At 73.4% G+C, this 19,659-nt stretch carries 17 protein-coding genes; 7 read left to right on the plus strand and 10 right to left on the minus strand.

Annotated elements, in window-relative coordinates; translation table 11 throughout:
* Window positions 1-25 precede the first annotated feature (25 nt).
* The 6 genes from ACIBBD_RS14985 to zapE all read right to left on the minus strand — a co-directional run bounded on the left by ACIBBD_RS14985 (window position 26) and on the right by zapE (window position 7,533).
* Window positions 26-868 carry a polysaccharide deacetylase family protein gene (locus ACIBBD_RS14985; RefSeq protein ID WP_399419791.1) on the minus strand — a complete coding sequence of 281 codons (843 nt, stop codon included), beginning with the start codon at window positions 866-868 and terminating at the stop codon, window positions 26-28.
* A 445-nt stretch (window positions 869-1,313) separates the two neighbouring features.
* Window positions 1,314-2,696 carry an alkaline phosphatase PhoX gene (locus ACIBBD_RS14990; protein WP_399419792.1) on the minus strand — a complete coding sequence of 461 codons (1,383 nt, stop codon included), beginning with the start codon at window positions 2,694-2,696 and terminating at the stop codon, window positions 1,314-1,316.
* A gap of 90 nt (window positions 2,697-2,786) precedes the next feature.
* Window positions 2,787-3,578 (minus strand): slipin family protein, encoded by a 792-nt coding sequence (locus ACIBBD_RS14995; protein ID WP_399419793.1) that lies wholly within the window; start codon window positions 3,576-3,578, stop codon window positions 2,787-2,789.
* Window positions 3,579-3,685: 107 nt separating this feature from the next.
* Window positions 3,686-5,167 (minus strand): SulP family inorganic anion transporter, encoded by a 1,482-nt coding sequence (locus ACIBBD_RS15000; protein WP_399419795.1) that lies wholly within the window; start codon window positions 5,165-5,167, stop codon window positions 3,686-3,688.
* Between the two features lie 8 nt (window positions 5,168-5,175).
* Entirely contained in the window at window positions 5,176-5,757 is a 582-nt protein-coding gene (locus ACIBBD_RS15005) for a carbonic anhydrase (protein ID WP_399419796.1), read from the minus strand.
* Between the two features lie 669 nt (window positions 5,758-6,426).
* On the minus strand, window positions 6,427-7,533 hold the full coding sequence (gene zapE, locus ACIBBD_RS15010) for a cell division protein ZapE (RefSeq protein ID WP_399419797.1): 1,107 nt from the start codon (window positions 7,531-7,533) through the stop codon (window positions 6,427-6,429).
* Window positions 7,534-8,077: 544 nt separating this feature from the next.
* On the opposite strand from zapE, the gene ACIBBD_RS15015 reads away from it, so the two are divergent.
* The 4 genes from ACIBBD_RS15015 to msrB all read left to right on the plus strand — a co-directional run bounded on the left by ACIBBD_RS15015 (window position 8,078) and on the right by msrB (window position 11,612).
* Window positions 8,078-8,899, plus strand: coding sequence for a pyrimidine reductase family protein (locus ACIBBD_RS15015; protein ID WP_399419798.1), 822 nt, complete (start codon window positions 8,078-8,080; stop codon window positions 8,897-8,899).
* A gap of 224 nt (window positions 8,900-9,123) precedes the next feature.
* A complete protein-coding gene (locus ACIBBD_RS15020) occupies window positions 9,124-9,597 on the plus strand; it encodes an indole-3-glycerol phosphate synthase (protein WP_399419823.1) in 474 nt (157 codons plus the stop codon).
* A 196-nt stretch (window positions 9,598-9,793) separates the two neighbouring features.
* Window positions 9,794-11,182: a UDP-N-acetylmuramate--L-alanine ligase gene (gene murC, locus ACIBBD_RS15025; RefSeq protein WP_399419800.1), complete on the plus strand. Its 1,389-nt coding sequence runs from the start codon at window positions 9,794-9,796 to the stop codon at window positions 11,180-11,182.
* A 22-nt stretch (window positions 11,183-11,204) separates the two neighbouring features.
* Window positions 11,205-11,612 carry a peptide-methionine (R)-S-oxide reductase MsrB gene (gene msrB / locus ACIBBD_RS15030; protein ID WP_399419801.1) on the plus strand — a complete coding sequence of 136 codons (408 nt, stop codon included), beginning with the start codon at window positions 11,205-11,207 and terminating at the stop codon, window positions 11,610-11,612.
* A 231-nt stretch (window positions 11,613-11,843) separates the two neighbouring features.
* Here the strand turns inward: msrB and ACIBBD_RS15035 are convergent, their stop codons facing one another.
* The 4 genes from ACIBBD_RS15035 to ACIBBD_RS15050 form a co-directional block, all read right to left on the minus strand.
* Window positions 11,844-12,914 (minus strand): YbhN family protein, encoded by a 1,071-nt coding sequence (locus ACIBBD_RS15035; protein WP_399419802.1) that lies wholly within the window; start codon window positions 12,912-12,914, stop codon window positions 11,844-11,846.
* A gap of 225 nt (window positions 12,915-13,139) precedes the next feature.
* A complete protein-coding gene (locus ACIBBD_RS15040) occupies window positions 13,140-14,210 on the minus strand; it encodes a serine hydrolase domain-containing protein (protein ID WP_399419803.1) in 1,071 nt (356 codons plus the stop codon).
* A 108-nt stretch (window positions 14,211-14,318) separates the two neighbouring features.
* Window positions 14,319-15,770 (minus strand): sensor histidine kinase, encoded by a 1,452-nt coding sequence (locus ACIBBD_RS15045; RefSeq protein ID WP_399419804.1) that lies wholly within the window; start codon window positions 15,768-15,770, stop codon window positions 14,319-14,321.
* Window positions 15,767-16,456, minus strand: coding sequence for a response regulator transcription factor (locus tag ACIBBD_RS15050; protein WP_399419805.1), 690 nt, complete (start codon window positions 16,454-16,456; stop codon window positions 15,767-15,769). Before ACIBBD_RS15050 ends, ACIBBD_RS15045 begins: the two co-directional genes overlap by 4 nt.
* 153 nt (window positions 16,457-16,609) lie before the next feature.
* Between ACIBBD_RS15050 and ACIBBD_RS15055 the strand changes: the two genes are divergently transcribed.
* The 3 genes from ACIBBD_RS15055 to ACIBBD_RS15065 are packed head-to-tail and all read left to right on the plus strand — an operon-like array spanning window position 16,610 to window position 19,416.
* Window positions 16,610-17,947 carry a ferric reductase-like transmembrane domain-containing protein gene (locus tag ACIBBD_RS15055; protein WP_399419806.1) on the plus strand — a complete coding sequence of 446 codons (1,338 nt, stop codon included), beginning with the start codon at window positions 16,610-16,612 and terminating at the stop codon, window positions 17,945-17,947.
* Between the two features lie 19 nt (window positions 17,948-17,966).
* On the plus strand, window positions 17,967-18,671 hold the full coding sequence (locus tag ACIBBD_RS15060; protein ID WP_399419807.1) for an FMN-binding protein: 705 nt from the start codon (window positions 17,967-17,969) through the stop codon (window positions 18,669-18,671).
* A 1-nt stretch (window position 18,672) separates the two neighbouring features.
* Window positions 18,673-19,416, plus strand: coding sequence for an FAD:protein FMN transferase (locus tag ACIBBD_RS15065; protein WP_399419808.1), 744 nt, complete (start codon window positions 18,673-18,675; stop codon window positions 19,414-19,416).
* Window positions 19,417-19,659: the final 243 nt, after the last annotated feature.

The following is a 19,659-nucleotide window of genomic DNA, read 5'->3' on the forward strand; positions in this document are numbered from 1 at the left end:
TCCAGCGTACGAGAGCGCGGCCGGCTCAGCGCCGGCCGTCGGCGGCCCCGATCAGCTCCGAAACCTTCACGAACCGGTAGCCCCGCCGGCGCAGCTCGGGCACGATCGCGCGCACCGCCCGCTCGGTCGTCGGGGCGGCGCTGCGGGTGCAGTGCATGACCACCACCGACCCCGGCCGCACCCCGTCGAGCACCTGCCGGGCCACGGCGTCCGCGTCCGTCGCGAACGCGTCCCCGCTCACCACGTCCCACTGCACGGCGGTCACCCCGGCGCCGCTCACCGCCCGCAGCGCGCGCCGGTCGTGGCAGCCGCCGGGGAAACGGAAGTACGGCCGCGCGTCGGGCACCCCGGCCCGACGGAACGCCGCGTACGCCCGCTCCACGTCGGCCCGCATCCGCTCCTCCGGTACGGTCGGCAGGCCGTAGCAGTCGTCGGTGAAGGCGTAGTGGCTGTAGGAGTGGTTGGCGACCTCGAACAGCGGGTCGCGGCCGATGGCGCGGGCCTGGTCCGGATACTCCTCGGCCCACCGGCCGGTCATGAACACGGTTGCCGGAACCTCCAGTGCCCGCAGCGCCGCGATCAGCTGCGGGTTGTCGAACCGCTCGCCCGCCGCCGCCCGCTCCCCCTGACCGGCCGTCATGTCGGCGTCGAAGGTGAGGGCGACGGTCCGGTCGCGGGTGCGGGGGCCGTGCGAGAAGACGGGGGTCAGGCCGCCGGGGCCCGGGGCCAGGGTGGGCGGCAGGGACGGCGCGGGCGAGGGCTGGGCAGGGGCCGGGCGGGCGGCCCGGGGAGCCGGGGCCGTGCCGCAGGCGGCGAGCGCGGCACCCAGGGCGCAGACGGCGACGAGACGGCGTACGGGAGCGATCACCGTAAGAAGGTATGAGGCGTAAAGCGTATGATGGGTGAATTCGTTCGCGCGTCCGCGCTCCTGTCACCCGCCCGGGTCCTCACCCGGGGTGCGGAGGACGGCGGCCGCAGCGGTCGCCCGGCGAGCAGACCTCACCGCGGCCACTCCCTGCGGGAAGACCTCATCGCGGCCGCTCCCAGCCGAGCCGAACGCCTCATCGGCCGCTGCGTACCGAGATCGCGGCGCTCGGCTTCCTCGCCGGCGGTCCCGGGCTCGCCTCGCCCCCGCGTGTGCTCTCCGCGCCCCGGACGCGGGTGCGGTCGTCCTGGAGGAGCAGCCCGCCGCGCGTCGCGCTCGACGGCTGCCGCGCCGGGACGCGCCGCCGTCCACGCCGGGCGGCCGGCCGCGTCCACGCCGGGCGGCCGGCCGCGTCCGCCCGGGCGCGCGGCATGGACGGCGACAGGCGTCAGCGCCGCCAGGGGCCCGTCACCGCGAACGTCGTCCCCGGCGTGTAGCAGTTGACGTACATCGTCCGGCCGTCGGGGGAGAAGGTGACGCCGGCGAACTCGCCCCACTCCGGCTCCTCGGCCGTCCCGATGTTCTGCCGCCCCCGCGCCATCGCGTACACCTCGCCGCCCCGGGTCACACCGAACACGTGCTGGGCGCCGTTGCCGTCCTCGCTGACCATCAGGCCGCCGCCGGGCGCCAGGCAGATGTTGTCGGGGGACTCGCCGGGCAGCTGCACGTCGGTGTCCGGCCCGAAGACGATCACCAGGGTCAGGCGGCGGCGCTGCGGGTCGTAGCGCCAGATCTGGCCGTAGTGGTCGGCCGCCGAGCCGTCCGAGCCCCGCGCGAAGGACGCCACGAAGTACACGCACCGCCCGCCCCAGTAGCAGCCCTCCAGCTTCTGCGCGTGCGTGATGCCCTTCGGCCCGAAGTCCTGGAGGCGGATCGGGGTCTCGGCGGCCAGCGGGTCCGGTACGTCGGCCCACTCGATGCCGTCGAAGGTCGCGCCCGTCTCCTGGATCGACGACAGATCCGGCACGCCCGGCACCCGCATCGCCTGGAGCCGGCCACCCGCGCGCAGCGAACCCACCCCGCCCAGCGGCTTCTCGGGCAGGAAGCGGTAGAAGAGGCCGAAGGGCTTCTCGAAGGCGTCCTCCGTCTCGTAGACGATCCCGTGCCGCGGGTCGACGGCGACCGCCTCGTGCGGGAAGCGGCCCATCGCCGTGAGCGGGACGGCGCCGGTGCGGTGCGGGTCGGACGGGTCGACCTCGAAGATGAAGCCGTGGTCCTTGGTGTAGCCGTTGGTGCCGGCCCGGTCCTCGGTCTCCTCACAGGTCAGCCAGGTGCGCCACGGGGTGGGGCCGCCCGCGCAGTTGACGGCCGTACCCGCGATCGCGACACGCTCGGCGAGCACCTCGTTGCCGGAGTCCAGCGTCAGGGCCGTACAGCCGCCCTTGCCGGCCGGGTCGTAGGTCAGGCCCCGCACGGTCGGTACGCCGAGCTTCGCCGTGGGGCGGTTCTCGTGGTTGCGGACCAGGTGGATCCGGCCGTGGCGGCCGGGGAGGGCCGTCATGCCGTCGTGGTTCGAGGGGACCGGGCCCTCGCCCGAGCGCAGCGGGTCGCCCTCCCGGGACAGGACCCGGTAGCCAAAGCCCTTGGGCAGGTCGAGCAGGCCGTGCGGGTCGGGGACGAGGGGGCCGTAGCCGGTGTGACCGAGGTTCTGCGCGGCGGCCGTGTCCGTGAAGAGCTCGGACAGGGCCCCGGCGAACGCGATGCCCGCTCCCAGGGCACCGGTGCGGGCGAGGATCTGACGGCGGGTCGCCGCATGACGGATGTCCGACATGGCGAAACCTTCCTGCTGGCGGACAGGAACTGCGATCCCGCTGTGTCTATCACTCACCGCACGTCCCGGGAACCACGCGCGTAGCGCGCGTCACCGGGCGGCGGCCCGCGGCGGAGGTTGCTGCTGCTGGGCCTTCTCCAGGAAGCGCAGCAGCTCCACCGGGAAGGGCAGGACCAGCGTCGAGTTCTTCTCGGCGGCCACGGCCACCACCGTCTGGAGCAGCCGCAGTTGGAGCGCGGCCGGCTGTTCGGACATCTGCTCCGCCGCCTCGGCGAGCTTCTTCGACGCCTGGAGCTCGGCGTCCGCGTTGATGATGCGGGCCCGTCGCTCACGGTCGGCCTCGGCCTGACGGGCCATCGAGCGCTTCATCGTGTCCGGCAGCGACACGTCCTTGATCTCCACCCGGTCGATCTGCACCCCCCAGCCCACCGCCGGACTGTCGATCATCAGCTCCAGGCCCTGGTTGAGCTTCTCCCGGTCGGACAGCAGGTCGTCCAGCTCGCTCTTGCCGATGATCGACCGCAGCGAGGTCTGCGCCATCTGCGAGACGGCGAAGCGGTAGTCCTCGACGTTGACGATGGCCGCGGTCGGGTCCACGACCCGGAAGTAGACGACCGCGTCGACCCGCACGGTCACGTTGTCGCGGGTGATGCCCTCCTGGGCGGGCACGGGCATGGTCACGATCTGCATGTTGACCTTGCGCAGCCGGTCGACGGCCGGGATCACCATGGTGAAGCCCGGTGTGCGGATGCCCCCGACGACCCGGCCGAGCCGGAAGACCACCCCGCGCTCGTACTGCTTGACCACCCGTGCGCCCGCCACCACGTACGCGACCGCGCCGGCGCCGACCGCCGCGGCCGCTGTCAGCAGCTCATCGAGCATGACGACCTCCTCCGGGAGAGGTCCGAAACGCTGTTGCTGCAACGATATGCCCGTGGCCGGGTCCGGGGCCATCGCCCGGAACCCGGCCACGGGGACGCAGCGCGCCGCTAGGCGGCCATCGTCATCTTCACCGGCTCGGTGCCGACCGTGCTGTGCCGTTCGGCCCAGCTCTCCAGCGCCGTGCGGCAGGCGTGGTCGAGGTGGTGCAGACCGGAGAGGTCCAGCTCGACCGGGCGGTCCTGCGGCAGGGCCTCGAGGCTGTCGAGGATCTTCGGCAGGCGCAGGAAGGTCGCGTTGCCCGACAGGTACGCCTGGACGGGGCCGGCGCCCTTGTCGATGACCTCCAGCTTGATGTGCGAGGCCTCCCAGGCGGTCTTGACCACGGACAGGGCCAGACCGATCAGCACACCCTCGAACATGTTGACCGTGACGATGGACACCGCGGTGACCACCAGGATCAGCGCCTCGCCGCGGTGCCCCCGCCACAGCGACGCGATGGCGCGGAAGGGGATCAGCTTCCAGCCGGCGTGCACCAGGATGCCGGCCAGCGCGGGCAGCGGGATCAGGGCCAGGGCCGACGGCAGCAGCGCCGCGAACAGCAGCAGCCACACACCGTGCAGCACCCGGGACGCCTTGGTCTTGGCACCCGCCTGGACGTTGGCCGAGCTGCGCACGATCACCGCGGTCATCGGCAGCGCGCCGAGCGCGCCGCACACCGCGTTGCCCGCGCCCTGGGCCATAAGTTCCTTGTCGTACTCGGTGCGCGGACCGTCGTGCAGCCGGTCCACGGCGGCGGCGCTGAACAGGCTCTCGGCGGAGGCGATCAGGGTGAAGGCGAGGATCGTCCCGAAGATGGCCGGGTGGGCCAGCTCGGCGAAGGCGTCCGCGCCCGGCGGCTGGACGGAGTCCAGCAGGCCGTTCACCTCGACGGTCGCGACGGGCATGGTGAACACCAGGGTGACCACGGTCGCCAGCACGACCGCGGCGAGCGCGCCGGGGACCGTCTGCACGCCCTTAGGCAGCCGCTTCCACAACAGCATCACGGCGATCGTGCCGGCGCCGATCGCGAGCGAGGCGAGTGCCTCGGTGCTGCCGGCCGCGTCGACGACGGCTCCCGGCAGCCCCAGGATCTTGTCGATGCCGGAGGCGGGCGCCTTCAGCCCGGCCGCCGCATACAACTGGCCGGCGATGATGACCAGACCGATACCGGCGAGCATGCCCTCGACGACGGATATGGATATGGCCCGGAAGTAGCGGCCCAGCTTCAGGGCGCCCATCGCGAGCTGGAGCAGCCCGGCGGCCAGCACGATCACTCCGAGGGCGGGCAGTCCGAACTCCTGCACCGCCTCGAAGACCAGCACGGTCAGACCGGCCGCCGGACCGGACACCTGGAGGCTGGAGCCCCGCATGAGTCCGGTGACGATGCCGCCGACGATGCCGGTGACGAGCCCGAGCTCGGCCGGCACGCCGGAGGCCACGGCCACGCCCACACAGAGCGGGAGCGCGACCAGGAAGACGACGAGTGAGGCGGCGAAGTCCTGCTTGAGGTAGGGGAACCTGGATATGGGGGCGGTCTTCTGCTCGTTCATCGCGGCGCTCACAGAGCCTCGAACGCGTCGGTTTCCACACGGTGCTCGCTCACGGCACCGGTGTGCACCTCGTAGTACCAGCCGCGCACCCGCAGCCGGCCGTCCGCCAGCCGCTTCTCCACACACGGGTAGGAGCGCAGGCGCAGCAGCTGGGCGAGGACGTGGTTCTGGACCGCCCGCATGACGGTGGGGTCGTCGGGGTCGGCGGCCCCGGGCTGGTCCGCGGCGTGCGCGAGCCAGTCGCGGACGGCGGGTACGGCGTCGAGGTCGTCGCCGCGCACCAGCGCGCCGACGGCGCCGCAGTGGGAGTGGCCGCAGACGACGATGTCCTGGACCCCGAGGACCTCCACGGCGTACTCGATGGTCGCGGCCTCGCCGGTGGGGCGCTCCGAGAGGTAGGGGGGCACGATGTTGCCCGCGGTGCGCAGCTCGAAGAGCTCGCCGGGACGGGCGCCCGTGATCAGGGCGGGCACGACCCGCGAGTCGGAGCAGGTGATGAACAGGACCTGGGGCGACTGGCCTTCGGCGAGCCGGGCGAACTCCTCAGGGCGCTGTCCGAAAGCACGGGCGTTGTCGATGAGGGGCTGCATGATGTGTGATTCCTCCTGGCGCGCCGTGGGGGGCGCGTCGGACGGGCAGGACAGGTGGGGAACTGCTGTTCTGCTCTCTCAGCAGCGGAAGACCTGGAGTGCCGCCGGAGAGTGGCTCGTCGCGAATCTCGACGAGTGGTGGTACGGCGCGGTCGGGCCGGTCGGTCGGCGGGCGGCCGCGGGATCCTGCGCCGACGGGGTGCGCTCGCGCTCCTGGGGCGCCGAGTCGGGCGTCAGCGTGGCGCGGTGGCGGTCGCGGGTGCGCAGGGGGTCTACGGGTGTCCCGGAACGGTCGCACGAGCGGGACGTCACCCTTTCGTCACGCAGGGACATGACGGACGGTTTGATTCCGGTCTCTGTCTTGACCTGGGTGTGACGGGTTACGTGCGCGTGTGCGAAGGAGGAAGAAGGTGTGAAGAAAGGGAGGGCCAGCAGGGCGGCGGCGAGGACCGTGACGACGGTCCGGGCTGTCGTACCTCGCAACATGCGCCCCCCTCCGCGTAGTTCACGCCTCTAGTCCAGACCAACGGTTGGTCAACGACTGGTCAAGAAACACGTTAACCCTGCAAAGTAGTTTGCAGGGTTAACTCGGCGTTGCGAGATGAAGTGCGCCTCAAAAGCGAGGGGTCAGTGGCTCGATCTGACCCTTGATCTTGTGGGGGAGATCGGTTAGTGGGGCTCGACGAGCCGCTGGGCGTCGCGGGCCAGCGCGGTGAGACGGGAGATCGCCCGGAAGTACTTCTTGCGGTAGCCGCCGTTCAGCATCTCCTCGCTGAACAGCCGGTCGAAGGGGAGCCCGGAGGCCAGGACCGGGACCTCGCGGTCGTAGAGCCGGTCGGCCAGGACGACCAGGCGCAGGGCCGTCGACTGGTCGGGAATCGGCCGCACGTCGGTGAGGCAGACCGCCTTCAGACCGTCGGTCAGGGCGCCGTAGCGGCTGGGGTGCACCTTGGCGAGGTGCTCCAGCAGCCGGGGGAAGTCGTCGAGCGAGGCGCCCCGGGTGGCGTACGCCGTCTTCGTCACCTGTTCGTCGGAGAACGGCGCCGGCGCCTCGGGCAGGCCGCGGTGGCGGTAGTCCTCGCCGTCGATGCGCAGGGTGCGGAAGTGCGCGGACAGGCCCTGGATCTCGCGCAGGAAGTCGGCCGCCGCGAACCGGCCCTCGCCGAGCTTGCCCGGCAGTGTGTTGGAGGTGGCGGCGAGCGCGACCCCCGCGTTGACCAGCTTGCCGAGCAGCGTGGAGACGAGGACGGTGTCACCGGGGTCGTCCAGCTCGAACTCGTCGATGCACAGCAGGCGGTGGCCGGAGAGGGTCTTCACCGTCTGCTGGAAGCCGAGGGCGCCGACGAGGTTGGTCAGCTCCACGAAGGTGCCGAACGCCTTGAGCGCGGGTTCGGCCGGTGTGGCGTGCCACAGGGAGGCGAGCAGGTGGGTCTTGCCGACGCCGTAGCCGCCGTCGAGGTAGACGCCGCGCGGGCCGGCCGGCGTCTTGGGCGCCTTCGTCCTGCCGAAGCCGAGGAAGCCGCGTTTGGGGGCGCCGACGGCGTGCGCCCCGCCGAGCCCCGCGGCGAAGCCCTCCAGGACTCCCACCGCCTCGGTCTGGCTGGGCTGGTTCGGATCCGGGAGGTACGTGCTGAAGCGCACCGAGTCGAACCGCGGCGGCGGCACCATCTCGGCGACCAGCCGGTCCGCGGGGACGTGCGGCTCGCGGGCGCACAGGGACAGCGGGGCCGCGTCGGCTATCGGGTCGAGGCCGGGGGCGGGGGAGGAGGACGACACGCTTACCCATGCTAAAGCCTGCCCGCCGGCTCCGGCCTGGCCGGGGCGTACGGCCGGCCCCCTTGCCGGCACGGGCGAAGGGGACCGGGCTGGTCCGACCGGGCAGGTCCGTACGGCGCCGCTGCCGGAGCCGGTGAGCGGAGGCGGCCGGGGCCCGCTCCCGCGCGGGCGCGGCGGGTGGTGGGGCGAGCGTGCCGCCTCGGGACGGGGGAGGGCGTCGTGGTGACGGGCCCCTGCGGGAGCGAGGCCGGGCGCCGGGGCGTCGGCGGTGGGCGGTCGTGGGGGGGGCGTGGGGTGGGCGCGGGCGCCGGGGCGTGGGTGGTCGGTGGTCGGTGTGGTGGGTGGTCGTGGGGTGGGCGCGGGTGCCGGGGCGTCGGTGGTGGGTGGTCGTGGGGTGGGCGCGGGCGCCGGGGCGTCGGTGGTCGGCGAGGCGTGCGGTGGGCCGTCGTGCGGTGGGTGACCGTGCGGTGGAGGCGCGGGTGGACTCCGGGCCCCCGGCCGGTCCCGCCGGGCGGGGACTGGGTGCCGTGCCAGACTGCCTGGTATGCGACGCCTGTTCCCAGTGACCGACCAGACAGCGGCCCGGACCCCGGACGGGGGCGCCGCGGCCCCCGAGGTCCGAGAGACGGACGAGGTTCGCGAGTGGAGCCTCGACGAGATCGCCGACGCCTACGCCTACCCCGATCCCGGGCCCGGGGAGCCCACGCCCTGGCTGCGGGCCAACATGGTCTCCACGCTCGACGGGGCCGCCCAGCACGACGGGCGCTCCCAGCCCATCTCCAACGCCACCGACATGCGGATCTTCGGCACCCTGCGAGGGCTCGCCGATGTGGTGCTCGTCGGTGCGGAAACGGTACGCCGGGAGGGGTACCGGCCCGCACGCGCGCGTGCGGAGTTCGCGCGGCGGAGGGAGGCGGCCGGGCAGGCGCCCGTCCCGGCGATCGCGATCGTCTCCGCCGGCCTGGACCTGGACTTCTCGCTCCCGCTGTTCACCTCGCCGTTGGTGCCCACCCTGATCCTGACCGGCGCGGCGGCGGCCCCCGACCGGATCGCGACCGCCGAGAAGGCCGGGGCGCGGGTGGTGATCGCCGGTGACGGCGTCGGCGTGGAGCCCGTACGGGCCGTACAGGCCCTGGCCGGGCTGGGACACACCCGGCTGCTGACCGAGGGCGGCCCCCGGCTGCTCGGACAGCTCGTGGCCGCCGAGGTGCTCGACGAACTGTGCCTGACCGTCTCGCCGCTGCTCACCGCGGGCGACGCGCAGCGGATCGCCGGCGGACCGTCGGTCGCCGTCCCGCACCGGTTCTCCCTGGTGTCCCTCCTGGAGGAGGACGGGTTCCTCTACAGCCGGTACCGCCGGGTCTGAAGTGAGGAAAGAGGCACGTGTGGTCCGTCGGATCCGGGGCATTCGGGCAAGGCGTTCCGAGTCCCGAATTCGGCGGAATATGCCGTTCCGGTTGACTTCGGGTAGGCAGACTAGGACCGCAGACCCCGTGCGAGCGCGGGGAAGGATGGTTTCCGCAGGGCCAGCCGGACGGCCCACCGACGACTGGGGGCCACGGGAGGTCCCCGCACGAGAATGGGGCGTTGGTGTTCACAAGCGTTTTGATGATCGAGAAGGCCCTGACCTCCGCCGACGTGGAGTTCGTCACCACCTTGCACGGAGACGAGCCGGTCACCTTCCACGTGCTGCTGCAGCCGCGCGGCGAGCAGGCCGACCGGTTGCTGCGGGCCATCGACGACATCGCCCTCGGCGAGTTGGACGAGGCCGTGCGCGAGGGGGAGACGCCCGAGGGGGAGGAGGCCAAGAGCATGGGGCAGAGAGCCCTGGAGGTCTCCCTCACCGCGCTGCACGCGGCGGGCAGCGCGGCGGAGGGGCGGTTGGTCGACGACCATCCGCTGGACGCGCTCAAGAGCGTGGTCGAGGAGGTGGGGGCGGACGAGGTGATCGTGCTGACCGATCCGCACTACGTGGAGGAGTTCTTCCACCGCGACTGGGCGTCCCGGGCCCGGCACAAGGTGGGGGTGCCGGTGCTGAAGCTCTTCTCGCACAGCAAGGCGTAGCCGCCGCGGGGGCCGGGCCGGGGCGGCGCGGGGGTGCGGTGCCTCGCGGGGCCGCGGGCGCGCGCCCGGCCGGTCGCGCCCCGGCGGAACCGCGTGACGGGACCGCCCCCGCGCCCCTCGGGCGGGTGCGGTCCCGTCACGCAATAGGCTGGGGCACGCTCATCGTCTTAAGGTTCCGCACTCTGGGAGAACACGCATGGCACCCGGCCTTCCTACCGCCATGGATCGACCGCACTTCATCGGCATCGGCGGCGCCGGAATGTCCGGGATCGCCAAGATCCTGGCCCAGCGCGGGGCCAAGGTGGCCGGCAGTGACGCCAAGGAGTCGGAGACCGCGCAGGCGTTGCGGGCGCTGGGGGCGACCGTGCACATCGGGCATGCCGCCGGGCATCTCGCCGACGACGCCAGCTGTGTCGTGGTGTCGTCGGCGATCCGGGCGGACAACCCCGAGCTGGCCCGCGCGGCGGAGCTGGGGATTCCGGTGGTGCACCGCTCGGACGCCCTCGCCCGTCTGATGGACGGGCTGCGGCCGATCGCGGTCGCCGGCACGCACGGCAAGACCACCACGACGTCCATGCTGGCGGTCTCGCTGACCGAGCTGGGGCTGAACCCCTCGTACGCGATCGGCGGCGACCTGGACGCGCCCGGCTCCAACGCCGCCCACGGCGAGGGCGACATCTTCGTCGCCGAGGCGGACGAGTCGGACCGCAGCTTCCACAAGTACGCCCCCGAGGTCGCGATCGTCCTCAACGTCGAGCTCGACCACCACGCCAACTACGCCTCCATGGACGAGATCTACGAGTCCTTCGAGACGTTCGCCGGGAAGATTGTGCCCGGCGGCACGCTGGTGATCTCCGCCGACCACGAGGGCGCGCGCGAGCTGACCCGGCGCCTGGAGGGCGTGCGGGTGGTGACGTACGGCGAGGCCGAGGACGCCGGTGTGCGGGTGCTGGCCGTCGAGCCGCAGGGTCTCAGCAGCCGGGTGACCGTGCTGATGGACGGGCAGGAACTCACGTTCACGGTGTCCGTGCCCGGCCGCCACTACGCGCACAACGCGGTCGCCGCGCTGGCGGCGGGTGTGGCCCTCGGGATCCCGGCGTCCGAGCTGGCGCCCGCCCTGGCCGCCTACACCGGCGTCAAGCGGCGCCTGCAGCTGAAGGGCGAGCAGGCGGGTGTCCAGGTCATCGACTCCTACGCGCACCACCCGACGGAGATGACGGCGGACCTGGAGGCGATGCGCGCGGCGGCCGGTGACGCCCGCATCCTGGTCGTCTTCCAGCCCCACCTGTTCTCCCGGACGCAGGAGCTGGGCACGGAGATGGGGCAGTCGCTGGCCCTGGCCGACGCCTCCGTCGTCCTCGACATCTACCCGGCCCGCGAGGACCCGGTCCCGGGTGTCACCAGCGAGCTGATCGTCGACGCGGCCCGGGCGGCGGGCGCGGACGTGACGCCGGTGCACGACAAGGACCAGGTGCCCTCGGTGATCGCGGGAATGGCCGGGCCCGGTGATCTCGTTCTCACCATGGGCGCGGGCGACGTCACCGACCTCGGCCCGCGGATCCTGGACCGTCTCGCGCAGAAGTAACGGAAGTAAGGGGTTGGCCTTCATGTCGTACGACGTCGAAAAGCCCGACGAGCAGTGGCGGGCGGAGCTGACCCCGGCCGAGTACGCGGTGCTCCGCCAGGCCGCGACGGAGCCCGCCTTCACCGGCGAGTACACCGACACCAAGACCGAGGGTGTCTACTCCTGTCGAGCCTGCGGCGCCGAACTGTTCACCTCCGCCACCAAGTTCGAGTCGCACTGCGGCTGGCCGTCCTTCTTCGACCCGAAGGACAGCGACGCCGTGGAGCTGATCGAGGACCGCTCGCACGGGATGGTCCGGACGGAGGTGCGGTGTGCGCGGTGCGGCTCGCACCTCGGGCACGTGTTCGAGGGTGAGGGCTACCCGACCCCGACGGACCAGCGGTACTGCATCAACAGCGTCTCGCTGCGGCTGACGCCCACCGAGGGCTGACAGCGGGTCAGGACGTCCGGTCGGGCGTCCGGCCCGGCTCCCCGCCGAGGGCCGCCACGGTCGGGGGGCGGCGGTCCCGCCGGCGTCGAGCGCCGGGCGGGAGGGAGCGACCGGTCCCCCGGCGAGGTACGCCGTCGGCAACCCGGCGGGCCAAACCCGCCCGTCCCTCCCGGCCTTCCCGCTCGTCCGGCCCGTGCGACGGACCCGTACCGCCGGCCCGTCGCACCGCGCTCACAGCACCTCCCGCTGCACCAGCGCCGACAGCACCAGCATCCCCGGCAGCAGGGGCAGCCAGACGGTCAGGACCCGGTAGCCGATGACCGTGGCCGTGGCCAGGGAGAGGGGAGTGCCGTAGCCGGCCAGGGTGAGGACCAGGGCGGCGTCGACCGGGCCGATGCCGCCGGGGGCGGGTACGGCGCCCGCCGCGGTGCTCGCGGCGAGGAACGCGAAGACCAGCTGGGGCCAGGAGAGCGGGACGCCGAGCGCTGTGCCGACCGAGGCGACGACACAGGCCTGGAGCAGCGGAGCCGCGGCCGCTCCGCACCACAGGGGCAGGAAGCGGCCGGGGCGGGTGTGCAGGTGCCGCGCGTCGGTGAGGGCCGTACGGACGAAGTCCAGGGCGGGGCGGCGCAGGGGGCGGACCAGGACGAGGAGTGCCGCGGCCGCCGCGGGCGCGAGCAGGAGGCCGGCGACGGCCAGGAACAGCGTCCGTCCTCGTGGGAGGAGTGCGACGGGGGGTACGGCGGCGGGGGCGGACAGGACGAAGACGAGCAGTAACGGCGTCTTCGCCACGGCTCTGACCAGGGAGTACAGGGCGATCGAGGCCGTGGCCCGGGGGAGGGGGACGCCTTGGCGCCGCAGGAAGCGGACGGTGACCGCGTGGGCGCCGATGCTCGCGGGCAGGAGGTGGTTCGCGGCGCCCGCGGCGATCTGTGAGGCGAGCAGCGGGCCCCGGGGCAGCCGGTCGGGGATCGCGCCCTGGCGGACGCAGGCGGCGGCGACCCAGCCGAGGCAGGTGAAGACGATCCCGGCCAGCAGCCACCAGGGGTCGGCGGTGGCGAGGCGGGCGGTGCCCTCGCGTACGGCGTGCCAGTCGATCGCCGCCCAGATCCCGAGGAGCAGCAGCGGGAGCAGGCTCAGGACGCGGCGGCCGGGGGCGGACGCCAGGGCGCGGCGGACGGGGGAGGCGGGTGAGGGGCGGGCGCCGGAGGCGGGTGCGGGGTGGGCGGGGGAGGCCTGGGGGTGGGGGTGGTCCGCGCGGGGCAGCGGGGAGGCGGGACCGTCGAGCGGCAGCGGGGACACGGCGCACGTCGTCCTTCCGCGTCACCTCCGCGTGCGGCGGGGTGACGGATCAGGCCCTGGACAGGGGAGGGGACGGGGGAGGAGATTCCCCTCCGGTGTGACGGTGCGGTGTCCGGAAGTCGACGGCGTGCGGGCGGAGGGGCGACCGTCGGTGCGGTGGAGCTGTGAGTGTTCTGCCCGGGTCCCCCGCCGCTCATCCCGCCCCCGGTGCCGCCCTGACCCTCCTCAGCCCACCTCCGCCACCGCCGCCGACACCTCCCGCAGCAGACGTTCCGGCTGTGCCCCCCACCGCGAGCTGATCACCAGGTCGCGGGCCGGGTCGACCCACAGCAGGTGGGCGCCCCCGTTGCCACGGGCGCAGCGGCCCGTGGCGGGGGCCGTGGGCCAGACGGTACGGCTGTCGTTGAGCCACCAGGACAGGCCGTAGTCCGGCTTCACCCGGCACGGCGTCCACAGTTCCTCGATCCAGCGGGCGGAGATCACCTCCTTGCCGTTCCAGGTGCCGCCGCGCAGGCACAGCTGGCCGACGCGGGCCAGGTCCAGGGCGCTGATCCACAGGCCGCCGCCCCAGTGCGCCCCGCCGGACACCACGGGGAGGCGCACACCGGACACCTCGGCGTACGAGGTGTCGTAGCCGTGCCAGGACCAGGACCTGGAGGCCTCGAGGGGAGCCATCACGCGTTCGCGGAGCAGGTCGGGCAGGGGACGGGCGGTGAGCACGGTCAGGGCCAGGGCGGTGAGGTTCACCCGGACGTCGTTGTAGGCCCAGCCCGCGCCGGGCGGGCCGCCCCGCGACTCGGTGCCCGCGCGGGTGCTCTGGGCGTCGGCGGAGACGGGCTTGGACCACAGGGAGCCCTCCCACTGGCTCGTCTGGTCCAGCAGGTGCCGCCAGGTGACCGCCCGCCCGTGGGCGCCGGTGAACTGCGGCAGGTCGAGTGAGGCGGACACCGGCTCGTCGAGGTGCAGCAGGCCGTCGTCGTGGGCGACGCCCGCGACCAGCGACAGCACGCTCTTCGTCGCGCTGTACGCCATCTCCACCCGCGTCGGATCGCCCCACGAGGCGAGGACCGTGCCGCGCCGGACGACGACGCCGCTCGCGCCGCCGCCGTCGAGCAGGGGGCCGATCACGTCACGGTGGGAGGTGTCGGACACCTGGGCGGCCAGGTACACCGCCATGTCCTCGATCCCGGGTACGGGGCGTCGCTCCTGCGCCCGCACCGCACGGGACAGCGCGTCGGGGTCGACGCCCTTCCAGGGGTCGGCGGCCGTGCAGGCGTTCTCCAGTACATAGGGCACGGACGGGACCGTACCCGCGGGCGGAACGGCTCAAAGGTCCCCGTCGCTCCCGCGCCTCCCCCCGTCGGGACCCGGCGGACCGGCCCGGCCGCCCGGCCGCGGGCCCGGTCATCCCCGCGCGGCCCGTCCGAGCGGGAGGGCCAGGGTGAAGACCGTCGGGCCCGCGGCGGCGTCGAGGCCGAGGGTGCCGCCGTGTGCCTCCACGAGGGAGCGGGCCACGGCCAGGCCGAGACCGCTGCCGCCGCGGTCGCGGCTGCGGGCCTTGTCGACGCGGTAGAAGCGGTCGAAGACCCGCCCCCGGTCGCCGGGCGGGATGCCGGGACCCTTGTCGGTCACGCTCACCCGGGCCGTGCCCCCGGTGAGCGACACCGCGACGGACACCGGGGTGCCGGCCGGGGTGTGGACGGCCGCGTTGGTGAGGAGGTTGTCCAGGACCTGCCGGACGCGCTGCGGGTCCAGCCGCAGCCGAACCGACGCCGGGCCCGGCGCCACCGTCAGCGGGTGGTCCGGGTGGCTCGCGCGGAAGGCGTCGGCCGCCTGCTCCACCAGCTCCACCAGGTCGGTGTCCTCCTTCCGCAGCGGTGTCTCGACCTCCGCCGCGTCCAGGCGGGCCAGCAGCAGCAGGTCGTCGAGGAGGACGCCCATCCGCGCCGCCTCGGCCCGCAGCCGGGCCAGGTGCCGGTCGCGTTCCTCGGGGGCGTTGGCGGCCGCGTACTGGAAGAGGTCCGCGTAGCCGCGGACCGACATCAGCGGGGTGCGCAGTTCGTGCGAGGCGTCCGCGACGAAGCGGCGCAGCCGCTGCTCGGCCTCGGCGCGGACGGCGAGGGAGTCGTCGATGTGCTCCAGCATCGTGTTGAACGCGGTGCGCAGCTCCTCCACCTCGGGGCCGCCGCCGGGCCGGTCGGCGCGCAGCGGCAGCCGGGCCGCCGTCTCCGTCAGGTCGTGCGAGGCGATGCCGTGCGCGGTGTGCGCCATGTCGCTCAGCGGCTTCAGACCGCGCCGCAGCAGGGCCCGCCCGAACACCACGAGGGCCAGCAGCGCCAGGACGAAGGTGACCACCTGGATCGTGATCAGCTGCCGGACGGTGTCCTCGATGTCGTCCATCGGCGCGCCGCTGACCAGGACCACGCCGGGTTCGACCTCGCAGGCGCGCAGCCGGTACAGGCCTTCGCCCCGGAGGTGCTCGGTGCGCACGACCTCGGTGTCCGTGGCGGCCTGCGCCCGGGCCACGGCGGTGAGGTCGTCGACGTCCTCCGGCACGTCGGCGGGGTCCTCGGGCCTGCGGAGCACCGGGGTGCCGTCCGACACGTCGTACACGGCGTAGTACCAGCGGTAGTACTTCTTCCCCGCGAGCGTGCCGTGCGTCGCGATGCTCTTGGACTGGGCGAGCTGGGCGAGCTTCAGCTGCTCGTTGAGCTGGGCCGACAGGTAGTCCCGCATGTACGTCGTCAGGGCCGTGCCGACGACCGCGAAGACCACCAGCGACAGCGCGCCCAGCCCCAGCGCGAGACGGGTGCCGAGGCGCAGCCTGCGGTATCCCCGCAGGGCCCGGCGGATCACTCGGCCGCCTGCCGGACCACGTACCCGAAGCCGCGCACGGTGTGGATCAGCGGTTCGCCCGTCGCGTCCAGCTTGCGGCGCAGCCGGCTGACGACCAGCTCGACGACGTTGGAACGGCCGCCGAAGCCGTACTCCCACACGTGGTCGAGGATCTGCGCCTTGGTCAGCACGGTCGGCGACTTGCGCATCAGGTAGCGCAGCACCTCGTACTCGGTCGGGGTGAGGGTCAGCAGCTTCTCGCCGCGCCGCACCTCACGCGTGTCCTCGTCCATCGTCAGGTCCCCGACCCGCAGGACCGACCGCGGGAAGGCGGGGCCCGCGCTGCGCCGCAGCACCGTCCGCAGCCGGGCCATCAGCTCCTCCACGGCGAACGGCTTCACCAGGTAGTCGTCCCCGCCCCGGGTCAGCCCGGCGACGCGGTCGGCGACCCCGTCGCGGGCGGTGAGGAACACCACCGGCACCATCGTCCCCGAGCGGCGCAGCCGGTCCAGGACGCCGAAGCCGTCGATGTCGGGCAGCATCAGGTCGAGCACCACGATGTCCGGCCGGAACTCGGCGGCGCGGCGCAGCGCCTCCTCGCCCGAGTTCGCGGTGACCGCGTCCCAGCCCTCGTAGCGGGCGACCGTCGCCACGAGATCGGCGATCGGCGGGTCGTCGTCCACCACGAGGAGTCGTACTTTTTCCACCCGCTCATAGTGCGGCACGCGCCTCCCGGTGGGAGAACCCGGACCGGTGCGCGGACACATCGATAAGCTCTTGAAAGTTGTACGACAGGATCTCGACAGCTCCGGACAGCGAAGCTCGGTGTCCTGAGGACCCGCATCAAGGAGTTTCCGTCCGTGACGACCGTCCAGTCGCCTCCCGTACCCCCCACGGCGATACGTCCCAAAGTAGTGGCCCGCACCGGTTTGTACGCCGTGCTGGCCGCGAACGCGGCCGTCGTGACCCTCCTCGCCGTGCAGGCGGGGTTCGCCTCCAACGCCCTCGTCGTGCTGGGCCGGTTCACCGGCCTCTACGCCGCCCTGCTCATGGCGTTCCAGCTGCTGCTGGTCGCCCGGCTGCCCTGGCTGGACCGCCGCATCGGCATGGACCGGCTGACCAACTGGCACCGCTGGACCGGATTCGGCCTGTTGTGGACCCTGGTCGGGCATGTGGTGTTCATCACCTTCGGCTATGCCGAGTCGTCCTCGATGGACCCGGTGAGCCAGCTCGTCGACCTGGCCGAGACCGTCGAAGGTGTGTTCCGCGCGGTCGTCGCGCTGGCGCTCATCCTCGTCGTCGGCGCCGTCTCCGCGCGCTGGGCCCGTCGCCGACTGGCCTACGAGACCTGGCACTTCATCCACCTGTACACCTACGTCGCCGTGGTGCTGGCCTTCACCCACCAGGTCGCCGTCGGTACCACCTTCACCTCGAGCTCCGCCGCCACGACCTACTGGTACGCCCTGTGGGCCGTCGCGCTCGGCTCGGTGGCCGTGGGCCGGCTGGCGCTGCCGCTGTGGCGGAACTGGCGCCACCAGCTGCGCGTCGAGGCGGTGGTGCCCGAGTCCGACCACGTCGTCTCCGTGTACATCACCGGCCGTGACCTGGACCGGCTGCCCGCCCGGGCGGGCCAGTTCTTCCTGTGGCGGTTCCTCACCAGGGACCGCTGGTGGCAGGCCAACCCGTTCTCCCTGTCGGCCGCGCCCGACGGCCGCACCCTGCGCCTGACCGCCAAGGCCGCCGGCGACGGCTCGGCCGGCCTGCGCCACATCAGGCCCGGTACCCGCGTCTTCGCCGAGGGCCCCTACGGCGCCTTCACCGCGATGCACCGCACCCGGCCGGAGGCCGTGCTGGTCGCCGGCGGCGTCGGCGTCACCCCCATCCGGGCCCTGCTGGAGGAGCTGCGCGGCCACGCCGTGGTCATCTACCGGGTGGGCACCGACCGGGACGCGGTCCTCTACGACGAGCTGCGCGACCTGGCCCACGCCAAGGGCGCCGAGCTGCACCTGGTGACCGGCCCGCCCGTCCCCGACAGGCTGGCCGCGGGCGAGCTGGCCCGGCTGGTGCCGGACATCGCCGACCGCGACGTGTTCCTGTGCGGTCCGCCGCCGATGATGAACGCGGTGCTGGGCAGCCTGCGCGAGCTGGACGTGCCCAGACAGCAGATCCACTTCGAGCGCTTCAGCCTGGCCGGATGAGGGAGACGGGGAAAACGACGTGAAGCGAGCACTACCTGTCCTGGTCCTGTCCGTGGCGGGCCTCATCCCGGTCTGGCGGTACGAGCCGTCCACGGGGACGTCGACGGCGGAGGCCGCGGCGCCCGCGTCGACGCCGTCCGCCTCCTCGACGGGCTCCGCGTCCGGGTCCACCGTCGTCAAGGGCACCGTCGTCACCACCGACAAGGGCGACGTGCAGGTCGAGGTCACCTTCGAGGGCGGCACGATCACCGCCGTGCGGATGCTGGAGCAGCCGGACCATCCGCAGACGACGGCCGCGGTGCCGAAGCTGATCGAGGAGACGCTGCAGGCGCAGAGCGCGGACATCGACACGGTGTCCGGCGCGACGATCACGAGCGACGGTTACCGGGAGTCCCTCCAGGCCGCCATCGACGCGCGCGCCGCGGCCGCATCGGCCTCCCCGTCCGCCTCCGCGTCCCCGGCCTCCCAGGTCGTCGCGGGTTCCACGGTGAACACCGACAAGGGCGACGTGCAGGTCGAGGTCACCTTCGAGGGCGGCACGATCACCGCCGTGCGGATGCTGGAGCAGCCGGACCATCCGCAGACGACGGCCGCGGTGCCGAAGCTGATCGAGGAGACGCTGCAGGCGCAGAGCGCGGACATCGACACGGTGTCCGGTGCGACGATCACGAGCGACGGTTACCGGGAGTCCCTCCAGGCCGCCATCGACGCGAAGGGCGCCTGAGGTGCACCGCGTCGAACACGTCATGGGGTTCCCCATCTCCCTGCGGGTCGACGACGCCGGCGTCCCCGGTGCGGCCGGGGACGCCGTGTTCGCGTGGCTGCGCGAGGCCGACGAGCGGTTCAGCCCGTTCAAGGAGGGCAGCGAGGTGTCCCGGTACGGCCGGGGCGAGCTGCCGGCCGACGCGCTCGGTGCCGACCTCGTCGAGGTCCTCGACCTGTGCGAGCGGTACCGGGTCGCGACCGGCGGCGCCTTCGACGCGCGGCTGCCCGGCCGGGGCTTCGACCCCTGCGCGATCGTGAAGGGCTGGTCCGCGCAGCGGGCGGCGGAGCTGCTGAGGAAGGCCGGGGCGCGCCGGTTCTGCCTCAACGCCGGAGGTGACGTCGTCGCCGGCGGCGGACCGTGGCGGGTCGGCGTACGGCACCCCGAGATCGCCGACAAGCTGTGCACGGTGCTGGAGCTGACGGACGGCGCGGTCGCGACCTCCGCGCGCTACGAGCGCGGCGACCACATCATCGACGGACGTACCGGGGCTCCCGCGACCGGTCTGCTGAGCGTCACCGTCGTCGCGCCGACCCTCACGGAGGCGGACGCGGTGGCGACGGCCGCCTTCGCGATGGGGGCGGAGGGCGTCGAGTGGGCGGCCGGACAGGCCGGATGCGAGGTCTACGCGGTGGACGCGGAGAGGCGCGTCCTGCGGACCCCGGGGTTCCCGGTGACGGGTGCGGGGGAGGGGGCGGCGGCGTGAGTGCGACGGCCGGGGTACTGGGCGCGGCCCTGTGGGTGCTGGGCTGGGGTGCGGCCGTGCTGGCCTGGGTCTGCTCGCCCCCGGCATCCGGTCGCGGGGCGGCCCCCCGGGGGGGGGGGGGGGGGGGGGGGGGGGGGGGGGGGGGGGGGGGGGCGCGACGCGCCGTGGAGTGATCGGTCACGCGGGCTCCCGGGGACGGCCCACTGCGACGTGGGCGCCAGAACTTCCGACGGTCGTCGATGT

The sequence above is a fragment of the Streptomyces sp. NPDC051315 genome, assembly GCF_044455165.1.
In the GTDB taxonomy this organism is placed as follows: Bacteria; Actinomycetota; Actinomycetes; order Streptomycetales; family Streptomycetaceae; genus Streptomyces.